This is a genomic window from Paenibacillus sp. Paensp38, from assembly GCF_059491915.1.
The window spans coordinates 634562-652250 of the sequence record NZ_CP168516.1; the positions used below are offsets into that span (position 1 = coordinate 634562).

General features: G+C 46.2%; 15 protein-coding genes and 2 riboswitches. Of the genes, 7 read left to right on the forward strand and 8 right to left on the reverse strand.

Annotated features, from left to right (window positions below; genetic code table 11):
- Positions 1–46: 46 nt before the first annotated feature.
- On the reverse strand, positions 47–1018 hold the full coding sequence (locus ACEN8J_RS03005; RefSeq protein ID WP_495594230.1) for a LacI family DNA-binding transcriptional regulator: 972 nt from the start codon (positions 1016–1018) through the stop codon (positions 47–49).
- A gap of 213 nt (positions 1019–1231) precedes the next feature.
- On the opposite strand from ACEN8J_RS03005, the gene ACEN8J_RS03010 reads away from it, so the two are divergent.
- Both ACEN8J_RS03010 and ACEN8J_RS03015 read left to right on the forward strand, forming a co-directional pair.
- Complete coding sequence (locus ACEN8J_RS03010) at positions 1232–2689, forward strand: glycoside hydrolase family 1 protein (RefSeq protein WP_342434415.1); 1458 nt, start codon at positions 1232–1234, stop codon at positions 2687–2689.
- Positions 2690–2854: 165 nt separating this feature from the next.
- Positions 2855–2931, forward strand: a riboswitch (glycine riboswitch).
- Positions 2932–2949: 18 nt separating this feature from the next.
- Positions 2950–3044: riboswitch (glycine riboswitch) on the forward strand.
- A 159-nt stretch (positions 3045–3203) separates the two neighbouring features.
- The gene (locus ACEN8J_RS03015) at positions 3204–4622 is read left to right on the forward strand and encodes an alanine/glycine:cation symporter family protein (protein ID WP_029518389.1); all 1419 of its coding nucleotides are present in this window, start codon (positions 3204–3206) and stop codon (positions 4620–4622) included.
- A gap of 57 nt (positions 4623–4679) precedes the next feature.
- Here the strand turns inward: ACEN8J_RS03015 and ACEN8J_RS03020 are convergent, their stop codons facing one another.
- From ACEN8J_RS03020 to ACEN8J_RS03040, 5 genes are all read right to left on the reverse strand, one after another.
- Entirely contained in the window at positions 4680–5852 is a 1173-nt protein-coding gene (locus ACEN8J_RS03020) for an iron-containing alcohol dehydrogenase (RefSeq protein ID WP_340933007.1), read from the reverse strand.
- Positions 5853–6000: 148 nt separating this feature from the next.
- Positions 6001–6828 carry a carbohydrate ABC transporter permease gene (locus tag ACEN8J_RS03025; protein WP_029518391.1) on the reverse strand — a complete coding sequence of 276 codons (828 nt, stop codon included), beginning with the start codon at positions 6826–6828 and terminating at the stop codon, positions 6001–6003.
- 22 nt (positions 6829–6850) lie between these two features.
- Complete coding sequence (locus ACEN8J_RS03030) at positions 6851–7726, reverse strand: carbohydrate ABC transporter permease (protein WP_029518392.1); 876 nt, start codon at positions 7724–7726, stop codon at positions 6851–6853.
- A 33-nt stretch (positions 7727–7759) separates the two neighbouring features.
- The gene (locus ACEN8J_RS03035; RefSeq protein ID WP_029518393.1) at positions 7760–9043 is read right to left on the reverse strand and encodes an ABC transporter substrate-binding protein; all 1284 of its coding nucleotides are present in this window, start codon (positions 9041–9043) and stop codon (positions 7760–7762) included.
- A gap of 197 nt (positions 9044–9240) precedes the next feature.
- Complete coding sequence (locus tag ACEN8J_RS03040) at positions 9241–10722, reverse strand: PTS transporter subunit EIIC (RefSeq protein ID WP_340933003.1); 1482 nt, start codon at positions 10720–10722, stop codon at positions 9241–9243.
- A gap of 318 nt (positions 10723–11040) precedes the next feature.
- On the opposite strand from ACEN8J_RS03040, the gene ACEN8J_RS03045 reads away from it, so the two are divergent.
- The gene (locus tag ACEN8J_RS03045; RefSeq protein ID WP_029518395.1) at positions 11041–11865 is read left to right on the forward strand and encodes an MIP/aquaporin family protein; all 825 of its coding nucleotides are present in this window, start codon (positions 11041–11043) and stop codon (positions 11863–11865) included.
- Positions 11866–11897: 32 nt separating this feature from the next.
- Entirely contained in the window at positions 11898–13391 is a 1494-nt protein-coding gene (gene glpK / locus ACEN8J_RS03050; protein WP_029518396.1) for a glycerol kinase GlpK, read from the forward strand.
- Positions 13392–13476: 85 nt separating this feature from the next.
- Here the strand turns inward: glpK and ACEN8J_RS03055 are convergent, their stop codons facing one another.
- Positions 13477–14517 carry a LacI family DNA-binding transcriptional regulator gene (locus tag ACEN8J_RS03055; RefSeq protein WP_029518397.1) on the reverse strand — a complete coding sequence of 347 codons (1041 nt, stop codon included), beginning with the start codon at positions 14515–14517 and terminating at the stop codon, positions 13477–13479.
- 311 nt (positions 14518–14828) lie between these two features.
- On the opposite strand from ACEN8J_RS03055, the gene ACEN8J_RS03060 reads away from it, so the two are divergent.
- Genes ACEN8J_RS03060 through ACEN8J_RS03070 form a run of 3 tightly spaced genes read left to right on the forward strand, consistent with a single transcriptional unit; the run spans position 14829 to position 16822 of the window.
- A complete protein-coding gene (locus ACEN8J_RS03060; protein WP_495594231.1) occupies positions 14829–16175 on the forward strand; it encodes a GH1 family beta-glucosidase in 1347 nt (448 codons plus the stop codon).
- An 18-nt stretch (positions 16176–16193) separates the two neighbouring features.
- Complete coding sequence (locus ACEN8J_RS03065; protein WP_029518399.1) at positions 16194–16472, forward strand: hypothetical protein; 279 nt, start codon at positions 16194–16196, stop codon at positions 16470–16472.
- A 26-nt stretch (positions 16473–16498) separates the two neighbouring features.
- On the forward strand, positions 16499–16822 hold the full coding sequence (locus ACEN8J_RS03070) for a hypothetical protein (RefSeq protein WP_230585102.1): 324 nt from the start codon (positions 16499–16501) through the stop codon (positions 16820–16822).
- A gap of 86 nt (positions 16823–16908) precedes the next feature.
- Here ACEN8J_RS03070 and ACEN8J_RS03075 read toward each other — a convergent pair whose 3' ends face one another.
- Positions 16909–17673 (reverse strand): exodeoxyribonuclease III, encoded by a 765-nt coding sequence (locus ACEN8J_RS03075; RefSeq protein WP_029518401.1) that lies wholly within the window; start codon positions 17671–17673, stop codon positions 16909–16911.
- Positions 17674–17689 lie beyond the last annotated feature (16 nt).

A 17689-nucleotide genomic window follows, 5' to 3' on the forward strand; every position in this document is an offset into this window, starting at 1 on the left:
TTTTATATCAAGACCCTTTTGCCTAATTTGCAAGTAAAGCGTTACCTTATGTGGTCGTACGTTCAATGAGGCTGTACTCTAGCGAATGAAGCTCCATTTGGCGTCCAATCAGCTGGGGGGAAAGCATGAAAAAAGCATTTTGTGCTTGAGCCATGATGGGATTTTGAATCGTTGTAATCCCCAACGTATGCGACAGCTCCGTGTTATCAAACCCAACAATCGCCAGATCTCCCGGTACGTTCAGCCGTTGTCTGCGTGCTTCGCAGAGAATGCCCACAGCTACATAATCGTTAGCACATAAAATAGCCTCTGGGAATTCCCCCCGATGCTGTAACAAATCCCGTACGACCCGTTCGCCATCACGGATATTATAAATTGAAGAGTGATTCCAGTGTTGCAACACTGGCAGATTGTGCTCACTCATGATCTGTTCATAGGCTCGTTGTCTGCTATGGGTATTGATGCTGCTCGGACGGCCAAAAGCATTGGCTATACGAGTATAGCCTTTTTGTATCAAATGCTTTAGTGCTAGCATGTAACCTTCATATTGATCCATTGCCACGGAGCGAATATCGGTATGCTCCATTCGTTGCCAGGCCACGATTGGGCCATATTTACAATAGGTACTCAAAAAATCAGTGTCATTCACGCAGGAAATGATGACCAGCGCGTCGACTCTTTTTCTTTTTAAATCTTCAAAAGCTTGAAGCTCTTTCTTTTTGTCTTCTCCCGAAGTATAAATAATGGTCTGGAATTCATATTGTCCGGCGATTTCTACAAAGCTGTCCAGAAAAGCAAGAACAATTTCATTAATCGTTGAAGTGATGATACCAATCTGAAGCGTCTGACCCTTGGATAGGGAAATGGCATTCCGATTAGGAACATAATCTAATTCCTGCATGATTTTCAAAATCTTAGCTCTTGTTTCATGACTGACATGGGGGGACTGATTTAATACTCTGGATACCGTAGCCTTGGAAAAGCCCGCCAGTTTTGCAATTTGATCAAGATTCGACATGGTGCTTCTCCTCACATAAGAAAAAAATACTTGACATGAAACGCGTTACAACAATTAGGATGCTTATGAGGGCATTACATCTATTTTAAAGCATCTGTCAATGCATTTCAAAGGAGAACGGTTACCGTTAGGTATGGATTCACATTTGCAGCATTTGATGGGATTACTTAGGCCAAAGTAAAAATCTTATATACGGAAAGAGGTCTTTATACCATGACGAAGATGCTAAAAGGATTTCCGAAAAACTTCTTGTGGGGCGGGGCAACTGCAGCCAACCAATTGGAAGGTGCTTTTGACGTAGATGGAAAAGGCTTGTCCAGCGCAGACATGATTGCTTATGTACCCAAAGCGGAACGTAAGAACGATCACGCTATAGAGATTTCGTCCGAGCGACTCGAAGACATTTTGGCAGGCAAAGTCAATGCCCGTTTCCCAAAACGTGAAGGTGTGGACTTTTACCACCACTACAAAGAAGATATTGCATTGTTCGCTGAAATGGGCTTTAAAGTATTTCGTATGTCCATCCACTGGTCGCGGATTTTCCCGAATGGCTATGATCACGAACCGAATGAAGCAGGATTGCAATTCTACGACAATGTATTTGATGAGCTGCGCAAATATAATATTGAGCCCTTGGTAACATTGTCACATTATGAAACACCGCTAGGTCTGACTCAGAAGTATAATGGCTGGCTGGGTCGTGAAGTCATACAGCATTACGTCAATTATGCCGAAACGGTGTTTACACGCTATAAGGATAAAGTAAAATACTGGCTGACCTTTAATGAAATCAATGTAATGACCATGAGTCCGTTCACCGGTGGCGGTGTGGTTATTGACCGTGTAGAAAACAAACAACAAGCGATATATCAAGCATTGCATCATCAATTTGTAGCTAGTGCACTGGCAACCAAACGGGGACATGAGATCATCCCGGGTGCTCAGATCGGCTGTATGTTGGCACGTATAGAAAGCTATCCACATACGTGTAACCCAGCGGATATACTGAAAGCCCAGCATGAAAATCAGATGAACCTATTCTTTACGGATGTGCATGCCCGTGGGGAATATTCCAACTATATGAATCGTTATTTTGTAGAAAATAATATTGTGATCCAGACAGAACCCGGCGATGCCGAAATTTTGAAAAATAATACGGTTGATTTTATCTCATTTAGCTACTACATGACCTTGACCGTATCGGCAGGTCCAGAAGGCGAGAAAGCAGCAGGAAACCTGATTGGCGGCGTGAAAAATCCGTATCTGCAGTCCTCCGACTGGGGATGGCAGATCGATCCGATCGGCCTGCGTGTTACACTGAATACGTTTTATGATCGCTATCAAAAGCCGCTGTTCATCGTGGAAAATGGCTTGGGTGCATATGATAAGGTGGAAGAGGACGGCTCTGTGCATGACACGTATCGCATTGATTACTTGCGTCAGCATATTGTCCAAATGAAGGAAGCGATTGCTGACGGTGTTGATCTGATTGGTTACACCAGCTGGGGCCCTATCGACCTCGTGAGCATGTCTACTTCCGAAATGTCCAAGCGCTACGGATTTATTTACGTTGATCTGGATGATGACGGTAACGGAACGCTCAAACGCTCCAAAAAAGACTCTTTTAACTGGTATAAAAATGTGATAGCAACCAATGGTGAAGAATTGTAATTTCATATCGTCTCGGGCGGGTATAGCAGAGGACATCCTAAGGATGCAATCTGCTGTACCCGCTTTTTTGATAGACATAATAATATTTCAGAGGGCTTCACAAACTTTTCACTTGTAATAAGCTGAAAGTTTTCTGTATAATGAATAAAAATTTCATATGTCTGGTTGATGTTTGCGGGAGATGGAACGAAAGTTCCGACCGAAGGGGCAAAACTCTCAGGTGCTTAGGCTGTTTACAGCCACAAGCGGGGACCGTAAACGGACAGAACTCTGGAGAGACCCTTAATTGGGCGCCGAAGGTGCACCGCAGAGAACATCTGCTTAAACTCTCAGGCAAAAGGACAGAGACGCGAATAACCTGTGACAGGGAATACCCTAGGCTTTTTTATGAGCTATTAGAGGCAGAAACCTGCACAAGATGGTTGTATTTTTTCGTGCCTTTAACCTCTCCAGGAGTCGAATCAGCTGATTTGACTCTTTTTTGTTTTCTAATATGCTGGAGGAGCGGGTTGAAATGAATTTGGTACATGTGTTAGAAGCGATTAGCAGTTGGATATGGGGGGCGCCTCTCATCATTCTTGTCATGGGAACGGGGTTGTGGCTGACCATACGTCTGAAAATGTTGCAGGTATTCCGCCTGCCCCTGGCGATCAAGCTGATCGGTAAGGCCCCGAATGAAGGCAGCGGGGATGTAAGTAGTTTTGCGGCTTTGAGTACGGCGCTAGCGGCTACAGTTGGCACAGGAAGTATTGTCGGCGTAGCGACAGCCATTAAGCTGGGCGGGCCGGGTGCCTTGTTCTGGATGGTCGTTGCAGCCTTTTTTGGGATGGCGACGAAATATGCGGAAGGTGTACTTGCAGTAAAATACCGGGTGAAGGATCGGAATGGACAATTTTCCGGCGGCCCGATGTATTATATTGAGAAAGGTCTAGGACGTCGTTTTAAACCGCTGGCGATGCTGTTTGCTTTTTCGGGCATGCTGGTAGCGTTGTTCGGGATTGGAACGTTTCCGCAGGTCAAAGCGATTGTATCTTCGACGGAAAACAGTTTTGGCGTTCCGCCCATTGTAACGGCACTGATTATAGCTATCCTTACTGGACTGGTTACTATTGGAGGACTCAAAAGTATTGCCAAGGTATCGACGAAGGTCGTTCCTTTTAAAACAGGCTTGTACGTACTGATCTGTCTCATCGTACTGATTCGGTTTGCTGACCAGCTTCCTGCCGCAATTGCGCTGGTGCTCCATTCGGCATTTTCAACTACATCGGCAACGGGCGGATTTGCCGGAGCTACGATTATGCTGGCGATGCGAAGTGGGGTAGCCAGAGGTATTTTTGCCAATGAGGCCGGATTGGGAAGCGCACCGATTGCAGCCGCAGCTGCCAAAACCAAATGGCCTGCGGAACAAGGGCTGATTTCCATGACAGGCGTGTTTATTGATACGATGGTTATTTGTGTGATGACCGGGTTGACGCTACTGGTTAGCGGTGTGTGGAGCGGGCCTACCGATGCGGGCCTGATGACTCAGCAAGCATTTTCCAGCGCATTCCCGCTGGGGGCAGAACTGCTCACAATTATTCTGATTATGTTCGCGTTCACCACCATGCTCGGCTGGAACTATTACGGGGAACGCTGTGTTGAATACTTGCTTGGCGTCAAGTGGATTAAGCCATACCGTTATCTGTTCATTCTACTCGTTGGCGGGGGCGCGTTCATTAAACTGGATGCGATTTGGCTGCTGGCAGATATCTTTAACGCAATGATGGCTTTCCCGAACCTGATTGCACTGCTTGGTTTGTCAGGCATTGTCGTTGCAGAAACCCGAACCTATATGGATTCTCTGAATTCTAGTAAGAAAAAGGGCATTCTTGCAGGTGCCAGTGTAGGGGCAGCTATTCAAGTAGAAGAAAAGGGACAAACGGTTAATTCATAAATTTCAAAAGGGAGTGCTCTCAGCCATCACAGGCTTGAGGACACTCCCTTTTGAATGTTATAACGATGCACGCAAAATAGCTAAAATATCTTCTTGATTCAGCTTTTTATAATTACCGAAGCCTCCATATTCCATTTCACGGGCTGCAATGGTTGCGATTTTTTCCAATTGCTCATCATTAATATTGTAATCGGCCAGGGTGGAAGGGGCACCGAGACTTGTCCAGAATGCACTAAGACGGTCAATACCCTCCAAAGCGATTTCTCTATCTGTTTTATCTACGGTGTCTAAGTCAAACATGCTGAGCATCAGCCGTTTCATGCGTGCAGCATCCTGATCCACCGTATGTCTCATCCAGTTGGGGAATAGGATCGCCAGACCGCCAGCATGAGGAATATCATATACAGCAGATAATGCATGTTCAATCGTATGCGAAGCCCAGTCCCCGAAGTAGCCCATTTGCAGTGTTCCGTTAAGAGCAATCGTTCCGGCATATAAAATCGTTTCGCGATGCTCGTAGTTGTGCAAATCCTCCAACAGCTTAGGTGCAGTTTCGATTACGGTTTGCAGCACGGAAAAGCACATACGATCTTGCAACGGTGTATTTTTAACATTGTGAAAATACTGTTCAAATACATGGCTCATCATATCCACCATGCCATATACCGTCTGATCACGTGGCACAGAGAAGGTGTTTTTTGGGTCCAGAATCGAGAATTTCGGATGCGTCACCGCGCTGCCCCATACGTATTTTTCGTTTGTTTCCCAGTTGGTGATAACAGAATCTGGATTCATTTCTGAACCGGTAGCGGCGAGTGTGAGGATGGTACCGAATGGCAGAGCCTGGGTAGGCATGTGCTTTTTATTGATAATATCCCACACATCGCCGTCATATTCAGCCCCTGCTGCGATGGCTTTGGTGCAATCAATAACGCTTCCGCCGCCTACTGCAAGTAAGAAGTCGATGTTTTCATTTCGGCAAATGTCGATGCCCTTCTTAACGGTGGACAAGCGCGGATTCGGCTCTACGCCGGACAATTCATGAATGTTAAGATGTAGCGGCTCTAATGCGTTTAATACCTGGTCATACAGACCATTTCGCTTGACACTTCCGCCTCCGTATATCAGTAAAATATTTTTGCCGTAATTCAGCAGCTCCTGCTGCAGTTCTTCAATTTGATTGTCTCCAAATATTAATTTGGTGGGGTTATAATATGTGAATTTGTTCATCTGGAAAGTTCCCCTCAGTTCATAGTTCATGTTCAAATCGTAAATCGCTTAACCTGATTGCCTGTTGAATACCTAACTTTACCATGTAAGCTATTTGAAATGACGATTAACTATTATACATGAAATGAATAAGGGAATTCAAATAAATCTAATCTTTGACCGCTCCGGCGGCAAGATCGGAAATAAACTGGCGGCTAATGAAAAGAAATAAAATTATAAGTGGCAGTACAGCAAGCAGGGTGCCCGCAATGACCATCGCATAATCCGTATTGTATATCCCGTTTAATTGTGACAGTGCAATCTGGAGTGTGAATTTACGCTCATCCGTTAAGACGATTAAAGGCCATAAATAATCATTCCAGGCTCCTATAAAGGTAAACGCGCCGAGAAAAGCGAACGCAGGACGTAGAATAGGCAGTGCTACATTCAAGTACAGCCGAAAAAAGCTGCATCCGTCCATCCGCCCCGCATCCAGCAGCTCCTTTGGAATGGATTCTTCCGCATATTGACGAATCCAGAAAATGCCGAAGGCATTTACCATCCCCGGGATAATAAGCGCTTTGAACGTACCTACCCATCCAAAGGTGGCCATCATGACAAAGGAGGGGACAAGCGAAAGTTGTGAAGGGACCATCATTGTAGCTAGCAGAACGATAAATAGCACTTTTTTGCCCGGAAAATCAAACTTGGCGAATGCAAAACCTGCCAGCGAATCGAAAAACAGAACCAATAAGGTAACAGAACCGGCTACAAAAAGGGTATTAAAAAAGGCTCCGGCAAAATTAATCTGCTGCAATACTCTCGTTATGTTATCCAAGAAGTGGCCGCCAAACCACAATTGCGGTGGAAAACGATAGATGTCTGAAGTTGTACGGGTTGCCATGACGATCAGCCAGTAAAATGGAAACATCGACAGGATGATTCCCACCAACAATCCGGCATATAAAACAAAGGATTTTGCACGTGTCTGCATCATGTTGTGAAGCTCCTTCCCATCGTTATTTTTTACCTTGAACGAGTTTCCAGTTGATGATGGAGAATAGAGCAATGATGAGGAACATGCCCCATCCGACGGCTGCACCATATCCAAAATAGTTGTTAATGAACGACTCGCGGTACAGGTATAAAACGATGGTCATGCCACTTGCCCCGGAACCGCCGTCATTACCGACCAGGACCTGTGGCTCGGTGAAGAGTTGCATACCGCCGATGGTGGACGTAATGACCGTAAACAGAATGACTGGGCGCAGCATGGGGATAGTGATGCGGAAAAAAGCTTGCGCTCCGGTTGCTCCGTCTATTTTGGCGGCCTCATACAGCACATGCGGAATACTCTGAAGTCCGGCCAGATAGATGATTGCGTTATAGCCCATCCATCTCCATACGACCATAGAAGAAATGGCAATTTGGATACCCCATGGCACATTCAGCCATTGAACCATGGGCAGTCCCAAGAGTTGCAGAAGGTAGTTGAGAAATCCGAAATTGTTGGCAAATAAGGCACCAAATATGATGGCGACAGCCACAATAGACGTCACATTGGGCAGGAAGAATCCAACTCGCCATAAGGTGCGCATTTTCACAAATGGGGCATAAAGCAGAAAGGCAATAATCAGTGCGAAGAATAGCATTGGAATTGTTGCATACACCCAGATCACAAAGGTGTTGCCTACAGCCTGCCAAAATTCATGATCTGTTACAAGGTAGCGAAAGTTGCCCCAGCCGTTGTAGGTCATGTCTCCGATTCCGTCCCATTTGTGAAACGCCAGGTATAATGAAAAACCAATCGGAAACAGTCCAAAGATGCCAAACAGCAGATAAAACGGCGAGATCGCAGCATAAACGGCACGGTGCTTCCAGATTTCTCTCAGCATATTGTCCACACGCCTTTTTTGAATTTTGTTTTTTTATCGCTGTAATTCCCGTTCGATTCGTTCCATGGTTTCCGTCCATAATGCATCAGGATTAGCATCCTGCTTGGCAACATTAGCAAGGCGACGGGTCACAATGCCGTGGATGACAGGGTAGCGCTCGCCGAAATAGCTGCTTTTCACATGACGTGCGGAGGCGGCGAAGATGAGTCCGGTGGCCTGACCCCCAAAGAAAGGCTCGGGTGTCCCCATGATAGGATCGTTATAGACGCCGGGAGTGGACGGGAACAGACCGATTTTGTGGTAGGCTTCCAACTGGTGTTCCGGGTTTTGCAGCCAGGTCAGGACTTCAAAGGCTTCTTTGGGATGTTTGCTGGATTTGAGGATAGAAATGAACGAACCACCCAGGTTGCCGTCTCCTCCAGGAGCACGGGCGACTCTCCATTTGCCAGCTGTATCCGGCGCGGCCTCTGTGAGAACTTGCTTCATCCAAACAGCCCCTACAAAAGAGGCAATTTTGCCGTTATTGACCGAAGCGTTCCATTCGGGAGTCCAGCCATCCGCATTGGCGAGCAGATGCTTCTTGTGGAAATCGACAGCGGTTTTCCAGCCCAGACGGATGTCAGGAGATTGATTGCCAATATAGCTGCCATCCGGCTTGAAGTAGAGGTTTGTATGCTGAGCGAGCACTTGATTGTAAACGTTTACAATATTATCAGCCAAAAACGAACGGCTTCCGAATTTCTGCTGAAGTTGTTCTCCGGCTGCCATGTAATCATCCCATGTGCGGATCGAGGCACTAACCTTTTCAGGATCACTAGGCAAGCCTGCTTGCTTAAATAGATCGCTTCGATAGAAGAGGGCAGTAGGCCCAGTATCCATGGGAAATGCAATCATTTTACCATCAGGAGTGATCCCCTGATTCCATTTCCATTCCAAATATTGATCTTTTAGGCGGTCTGCTCCGAGCTCCCTTAAATCATAAAAACGATCCGCACTTGGAAATAGCTCCACCATCCAGTCGTTCAGAGCTACGATGTCTGGTTCACCAGAACGAGCTGCGAGCGTTGTCTTCAGTTTAGCTTTGAAGTCACCACCTATTTTTTGAGTTTTTAATTCAATGTTGGGAAAGTGTTTTTCCGCTTGGGCGAGTAGTTCATCATCAATGGAACGGTTCCAATACCATAATGTAAGCGTTATCTTTTTTCCATTTGACAAATTAGTTTCAGATGATTGACTTTCAGAGAACGAGGGTCCACTACAAGCACTGAACATAGTGAGAAAAGCAAGACATAATACCAACCATTGTACTGTCTTCACATCATTTCCCTCCTTGCTGTCTGAGATAATCTGCCTGCTAAACAAGTTGTAAATGGTTTAGCTCCATCATATGAAGCTGTTACCCATTTATGTGCATTGCCTTAACCAAAAACAAAAAATTTGAAACGTTTATCCATAAAAAAAAGCACGTGCGTCTGTTATATGAAGAACGCACGTACTTAAGTTAGGGATTCAGCTCATGACATCAACCGCAGTATTTCATCTTTCAGAATTTCGGACCGAGTCCCGAAAATAACCTGCAGGGTACCGTTACCAAGCCTGATGATTCCCGACGCTCCGAGCTGCCTGAGAGCTTGATCGTTAACTGCTTTGTCGTCTTTGACGACAAGACGCAGCCGTGTGATGCAGGCATCAATGCTTAGGATATTGTCCGAACCGCCGAGATAGGTTAGTACCCTGCCTGCCTGACTGGACGGAGTGTCGGATGTAGCGTTTGCTTTTTTATTGGGTACAGATTCGTTAGCCTCAGACAGGAGACTGTCTTCTCCATCATCTTCACGCCCAGGAGTTTTTAGGTTGAATTTGAGAATGATAAATCGGAACAGAAAGTAATAGATGAGGGCGAAGACAAGCCCGACCGGGATCATTCGCAATGGGTGAGTGGAGAGCTTCATATTGACCAAATAGTCAATGAGTCCTGCTGAAAAGGAAAAGCCCAGTTTGACATCCAATAGGTATACGACCAGGCCGCTCAGGCCTGTCAGCAGAGCATGAACGCCGTAAAGCAATGGTGCAATGAACATAAACGAAAATTCGAGGGGCTCGGTAATTCCGGTCAGGAACGATGCCAGCGCAGAACCGATGAAAATGGAAGCGACGGCTTTACGTTTTTCCGGTTTAGCCGTATGGATGAATGCGAGAGCGGCTGCCGGGAGAGCAAACATCATAATAGGGAAGAAACCGGACATGAATAGACCAGCTGATTTATCGCCTGCAAAGAAACGGGTCAGGTCACCATGAACAACTTCGCCAGCTGCATTCGTATAGTTACCAATCTGAAACCACGCGATTGAGTTTAGTACATGATGCAAACCGAGCGGGATCAGCAGCCGATTGGCAATCATGAATACCATTGATCCGATTCCGCCAAACCCGACAATCCAGTTGCCGAAGGCTGCAATCCCATCTTGTACCGGACTCCAGATCATTCCGAGCAGAATGGCCAGAATCATGGTCGTGAAGGCGGTAATCATGGGGACAAAACGTTTGCCTGAGAAGAAGCCAAGCCAATCCGGGAGCTGAATATTATGATATTTTTTAAACAGAAAAGCAGACCATCCACCGATAAAAATACCACCCAATACGCCCATGTCCAGCTTGACGTCGTCTGGAATATATGCAAATATACCCGGCACTGCCGCCAAAATACGGGTCAACACCATATAGGCAATGACTGCCGATAATGCGGCTACTGCGTCGCCTGCCAGACCAATGGCAACACCAATGGAGAAAATGAGCGAAAGGTTACCGAAGATAGCCCCCGCCCCCTCGTTCAGAAAAGGAGTGACATAATGATTCAGAAATCCGCCAACTACGGGACCAAACGGTATATCCGTTTCATAATTAATCAGAGCTAATCCTTGCAAAATCCCTGCGGCGGGTAGAGTAGCTACTGGAAGCATTAACGACTTGCCGATTTTTTGCAGAAATTTCAGCATAACATTCTTCCCTTCTTCATCGAGTTTGGGAGTGTCGTATTCATCCTGAAATCCTTACTTGTGCCCATTTTTTTACATCATAAATCGGGGGATCTAACATGGTCAACGATTATTTTAAGCTATGAAATGACGTAAATCCGCAGTTGACATCGCTTACATGCTTATATAGTATCAAATTTAAGTTAATAATCGTGACGGAGACAAGAGAGCCACGCAGACATCCCATGGTACAGCACAGGGTTGATTTGTGATGGCTTTTCTTTTTTTTGTGCGATGAAAGCGATCAAAATCGGGTGATCTATTGAGGAGGTAGGTTGTATGTCGCCATACGCAGCCGAATTCATAGGGACAATGATTCTTATTGCCCTAGGTGGCGGAGTGTGCGCAGGGGTGTCCCTGAAAAAGTCATTTGCCCACGCTTCCGGCTGGATTGTGGTCGGAATGGGTTGGGGGCTTGCGGTAGCTATTGCGGTGTATGCAGTGGGTCAAATCAGCGGAGCGCATTTGAATCCGGCAGTTACACTCGCGTTGGCATTTCAGGGTAGTTTTCCATGGCAAGATGTATCCGGCTATATTGTGGCTCAGCTTCTTGGAGCCATGGCGGGTGCGATCATCGTCGTTTTGCATTATTGGCCCCACTGGAAAGAGACGGAGGACACAGCAGCCAAACTCAGTGTATTCGCGACAGGACCAGCTATTGATCATCCGTTTGCCAACGTGCTTAGTGAAATGATAGGTACTTTCATCTTTGTTCTTGCTTTACTGTCGTTTGGCGCCAATTCATTTACAGACGGCCTGAAACCGCTGATTGTTGGTTTTTTAGTTGTCAGTATCGGTTTATCCCTTGGAGGCACAACGGGCTATGCCATCAATCCAGCGAGGGATTTTGGGCCGCGTCTGATGCATTATTTACTACCGATTCCCGGTAAGGGAGCATCCAACTGGAAATATGCATGGGTGCCCATTATAGGACCGCTATTGGGGGGATCTTTCGCAGGGCCATTTTATCAGGCTGTTTTTAAGGGGAGTGTGACTCCAGCTTTCTGGATTTTACTAGGGATCATCGTGATTGTACTCTTGATTACCTTCCGTATGAGTCGTACTTATAAAAATCATAAAACGGATCACAAACTTATAGCGTAAAAACGATGGATTTACACGGGGAGAGATGAACAATGGGAAAATATATTTTGTCACTAGATCAGGGAACGACAAGCTCAAGAGCGATTTTGTTCAATAGCGAGGGAGATGTAGTGTACTCGGCTCAGCGAGAATTTCCGCAATATTTTCCTCATCCCGGCTGGGTAGAGCAGAATGCGAATGAAATCTGGAGTTCTATTCTCGGAGTCATTGCCTCCTGTCTTTCCGAATCCGGTGTAAAAGCAAATCAAGTGGCTGCCATCGGCATTACCAATCAGCGAGAATCGGTGGCTGTGTGGGACAAAAATACAGGAGTGCCCGTATATAATGTACTCGTATGGCAATCACGCCAAACCTCGGACATCTGTGATGAATTGAAGCGACAAGGGCACGAGGAACTGTTTCACAGCAAAACAGGGCTGCTGATCGACCCGTATTTTTCAGGCACTAAAGTAAAGTGGATTCTGGACCATGTAGAGGGCGCGCGGGAAAAGGCGGAACGAGGTGACCTGTTATTCGGTACGATTGACTCGTGGCTGATCTGGAAACTATCCGGCGGAAAGGCACATGTGACGGACTACTCGAATGCAGCCAGGACGCTCATGTACAACATTTATGAGCTAAAGTGGGACGAAGAGCTGCTGGACATTCTGGGTGTTCCGAAAATCATGCTGCCTGAGGTAAGACCTTCTTCTGAGGTATATGCGCACACCGTGGATTATCATTTCTTCGGTCAGAATGTACCGATCGCCGGTGCAGCAGGTGACCAGCAAGCAGCCTTGTTCGGTCAGGCATGTTACGAAAAAGGGATGATCAAAAATACTTACGGCACAGGCTGCTTTATGCTAATGAATACGGGGGATCAGCCTGTTGAATCTAAACACGGCCTGATTACGACCATCGCTTGGGGACTGGAGGAAGGCAAAGTGCAATATGCACTCGAGGGGAGTGTGTTTGTAGCGGGGTCGGCGATCCAGTGGCTGCGAGACGGGCTGCGTATGTTCCGTGATGCGAAAGACAGTGAGCCTTATGCCGCTCGTGTTTCGTCTACGGAAGGAGTGTATCTTGTCCCCGCTTTTGTCGGACTGGGGAGCCCCTACTGGGATAGCGAGGTGCGCGGGGCAATGTTCGGCCTGACACGAGGGACCACGAAGGAGCATTTTATCCGCGCCACATTGGAGTCACTCGCTTATCAGACCAAGGATGTGCTTACAGCCATGGAGATCGATTCAGGTATTGCGGTGAAGACGCTGCGGGTGGATGGAGGAGCTGTATTGAACAATTTTCTGATGCAATTCCAGAGCGATATTTTAGATGCAACGGTGGAGCGGCCAGTGATCCATGAGACGACGGCACTGGGGGCTGCATGTCTGGCAGGTTTGGCTATTGGATATTGGAAGAGTACGGATGAACTTCGTAAGCGGGTGAGGGTGGAAACCTCTTTTGCCCCGAATATGGATGAATCAACACGTGCAGGCTTGTATGAAGGCTGGAAAAAGGCTGTGAATGCGACGATGGCCTACAAGTAATGATTAAGCGCTGGGTCTCTGAATATTAAACTGCAAAAAGATGACTTCTGAATCTTATCAGGAGTCATCTTTTTTAAGGCATGAGCTAACCTTTGACCTTCGTATGGTTCCAATGTTGGCCGGCTCCGCAGGAACTACGAATGACCAGTTCCGGCTCGACTTTAATACATTTGGTATCCATTTGTTTATTCATCAGGTCAAACAGTACCATAGCAGCTAGACGGCCTATTTTTTGCTTGTCTTGTTTTACAGTCGTCAGTGGAGGTTCGGTATAACGACAGGCTTCTATATCATCACATCCCACTACAGCAATATCCTCGGGTACCCTCAAGCCGCTTTCCTTGAAAGCACGTATGGCACCAAAGGCAAGCAGGTCGGTCGCCGCAAAAATAGCTTTTGGTAAATTTCCTTGCTGTATCCACGCTTTCGCGACCTGGTATCCATCTTCTGCCGCGTAGTCCTTACCATACACGACCCATTCAGGTCTAACATCAAGACTAAACCGTTTTAGTGAAGCAATAAAGGCCTCCTCTCTCTCTTTAATAACCAAGGAGGGGCGTTCAATGCCTATAAACCCCATGTCGCGGTATCCATTCATGTAAAAGTGCTCAACAACCTTCATTGAAATCTTCTGATTGTCGGACATAATGTAGCAAGAACTGGCTCCGGTTAGTTCAATATCGACACCGATACAGGGGATAGGGCTGGCATCGAGATCAAAAACACTCTTCTCCACTTCATCTCCAGCAATAATAATGCACCCGTCCACTGAAAAATATTTCGAGCGTGCCAAATAGTCCTCTCCATTATCCAGAAATTTCTCATTTGAAAAAAACAGCAGATCGTAACCAAGCAAGCCAATCTGTTTTTTGAAGACATTAATGATATCTACAAAAAAAGGATGACTAAAATCAACATTCAGCTTACCAGCGAATATAACGCCTACCAGATTAGATTTTTTGGTAGCCAGCGTTTTAGCCGAGGAGGAGGGTCTATAGCCTGTTTCCTCCATGATTTTAAGTACCCGCTGCCGGGTTTCCTCACTGATGTCTGTGTAATTGTTAATGATTTTCGAAACCGTTGCTACTGAAACGCCTGCCATGCTAGCTATTGTTTTTATATTCATGGAATCCTCCGCAACTAAACTGATTTAGTTAAATTGACTTTGTTTTTCAAAATTAATGATTACTCGTATTCTATGCTACCTCATAGAAGTGAGTCAACCGTGCTAATAAAGGATGACTCCTAATATTTTAAGGAGTAATAACGGTGATTTGTGTTTTATTTGATAATTTACAAATCTCTATTTACAAATACAGGCTATCCGATACATAATAGTAGCTGTAATTAACTAAACCGCTTTCGTAAAGGTAAGTGCATTTATTCTAAGATAGCCGGAGCTGTGAAGTCTTGATTCCTGAAAGGATGATACCGAGTATGAGTGAGAATACCTATACATTCCCCACCACGTTTATGTGGGGAACTTCGACCTCTTCTTATCAAATTGAAGGTGGCGTGGATGAGGAAGGAAGAACGCCTTCTATTTGGGATACTTTCTGTCGAGCGCCCGGGAAGGTGATAGGAGGGGACTGTGGAGATGTAGCTTGTGACCATTTTCACCGCTTTAAGGAAGACGTGCAATTAATGAAGCAACTTGGCTTTTTACATTACCGTTTTTCTGTGGCCTGGCCGCGCATTATTCCCGCACCCGGCGTGGTTAACGAACAGGGGTTGCTCTTCTATGAGCGTCTACTGGATGAGATTGAGTCGGCTGGGCTAATTCCAATGCTGACGCTGTATCATTGGGATCTACCGCAGTGGATTGAGGACGAGGGCGGTTGGACGCAGCGAGAGACTATCCAACATTTTAAAACGTATGCCTCTGTAATCATGGATCGATTTGGAGAGCGGATAAGCTGGTGGAATACGATAAATGAGCCCTACTGCGCCTCTATTTTGGGCTATGGCACAGGAGAACATGCTCCCGGCCATGAGAACTGGAGGGAAGCCTTTACTGCCGCTCATCATATTCTGGTGTGTCACGGGATAGCCATGAACTTACACAAGGAAAAGGGCCTGACGGGCAACATCGGTATTACGCTGAACATGGAGCATGTCGATGCAGCCTCTGAACATCCCGAAGATGTAGCCGCTGCTGTCCGGCGGGATGGTTTTATTAATCGTTGGTTTGCCGAGCCATTGTTTAACGGGAAATACCCTGAGGATATGGTGGAATGGTACGGGGCGCACTTGAACGGATTGGATTTTGTACAGCCTGGTGATATGGAGCTGATTCAGCAGCCAGGGGATTTTTTGGGCATCAATTACTACGCCCGCAGCATCATTCGAGCGACTACAGACGCTTCGTTGCTTCAGGTCGAGCAGGTTTCTATAGAGGAACCGGTAACGGATATGGGATGGGAGATTCACCCTGAATCCTTTTATAAGCTGCTGACGCGGATTGAGAAGGACTTTTCCAAGGGATTACCCATCCTGATTACGGAAAACGGAGCAGCGATGAAGGACGAACTGGTGAATGGAAAGATTAAGGACATTGGGCGCCAGCATTACATTGAGGAACATTTAAAGGCATGCCATCGCTTTATTGGGGAGGGAGGTCAGCTTAAGGGCTATTTTGTCTGGTCATTCCTCGATAACTTTGAATGGGCCTGGGGATACAGCAAACGTTTTGGTATTATACACATCAATTACGACACGCAGGAACGGACGCCCAAACAAAGTGCGCTGTGGTTCAAGCAAGTGATGGCGAATAACGGGTTCTAAAAAGAAAAGGGGTGCACGATGCAGCAGTACTATTTTGACGATCAAGGACGTTTTGTGATTGAGAATTTTGCGCAGGCCAAGCCCTTTTCTAGTTTTCTACCCGGTATTGCTGGTGTTCAGGGAATTCCTCTGTGGGCGTATTATGTTAATCGTGGACAAGGAATTGCGAGCTTTGGTGTGGAGGATAAGAATGGAGCCATCATGGAGTTTTTTCCGGCCAACCGAACAGCTCCTTTATTGCTAGCAGTGCTAATCCTGATGCAAGTTTGCATGGAACGGGATATATCGCGAGGCTGAGCGGATCTACGGCAGAATTTATTCATATGTGGATATGGATGATGACGGGCGGGCAGCCGTTTGGCTATGATCATAGGGGCCTATCCTTGAAGCTGGAGCCCAAGCTGCCAGGCTGGCTGTTCACAGCTACAGGTGAGCTATCTTTCTGTTTTCTCGGAAGCTGTCAGGTGACTTATTTTAATACGGATCGCAAGGATACTTATCCACCGGAATGCATAGTGACCCAGTATGTACTGCATTACGCTAGTGGCGAAAAGAAGACGATAAGACAGGCTATATTAGATCATAAAGAGGCACAAGATGTGAGAGAGCGGTTGATTTCCCGTATCGAGGTATATTTGGGGACATAGCTCCATTCATTAAAGCGGTCATGCTGCAATAACAGAGCATGACCGCTTTTTAAAGTTTCATAAATCCTTGTGTCAGGGCAGGGGACTTATGCTGAAATATCTTGCAACTCCAATATCACAGGACAGTGGTCACTGCCTGTAATATGACAATCAATGTTCGCATCCATCAATAGCGAACGAAGTCTCTCCGAGACGAGGAAGTAATCGATCCGCCAGCCAATATTCCTTTCTCTCACCTTTGGCATGTAGGACCACCAGGAATAAACATCCGTCCGGTCAGGATAAAAGGTTCTGAAGGTATCTATAAATCCGGCGTCTAGCAGCTGTGACATGCGTTCCCGTTCCTCAGGCGTAAAACCGGCATTTCCGTAGTTAGCTTTGGCGTTTTTGAGATCGATCTCCTGATGAGCTACGTTCAAGTCTCCACACACGATGACAGGCTTCAAAGCATCCAGTTGTTGCAGGTAGCTGCGAAAACGGTCTTCCCATTCCAGTCTGTAGGGCAGTCGGGATAAGTCCCGTTTGGTATTTGGTGTGTACACATTGACGAGATAAAATTTTTCGAATTCCAAAGTGATGGTTCGGCCCTCCGGTTCTTCATTTTCTTCAAGTCCATAATGCACAGAGAGCGGCTTGATTTTGGTGAAAATAGCCGTGCCGGAATATCCTTTTTTCTCAGCATAATTCCAGTATTGTGTGTATTCCTCCATGTTCTCCATGAGGATCTGCCCTTCTTGAAGCTTCGTTTCCTGTACGCAAAAAATATCGGCATTCGTTTCTTTTAAATAAGTATAAAACCCTTTGGTCACACAGGCTCTTAAGCCATTTACATTCCAAGATATTAATTTCATTTGATTAATCTCCTTG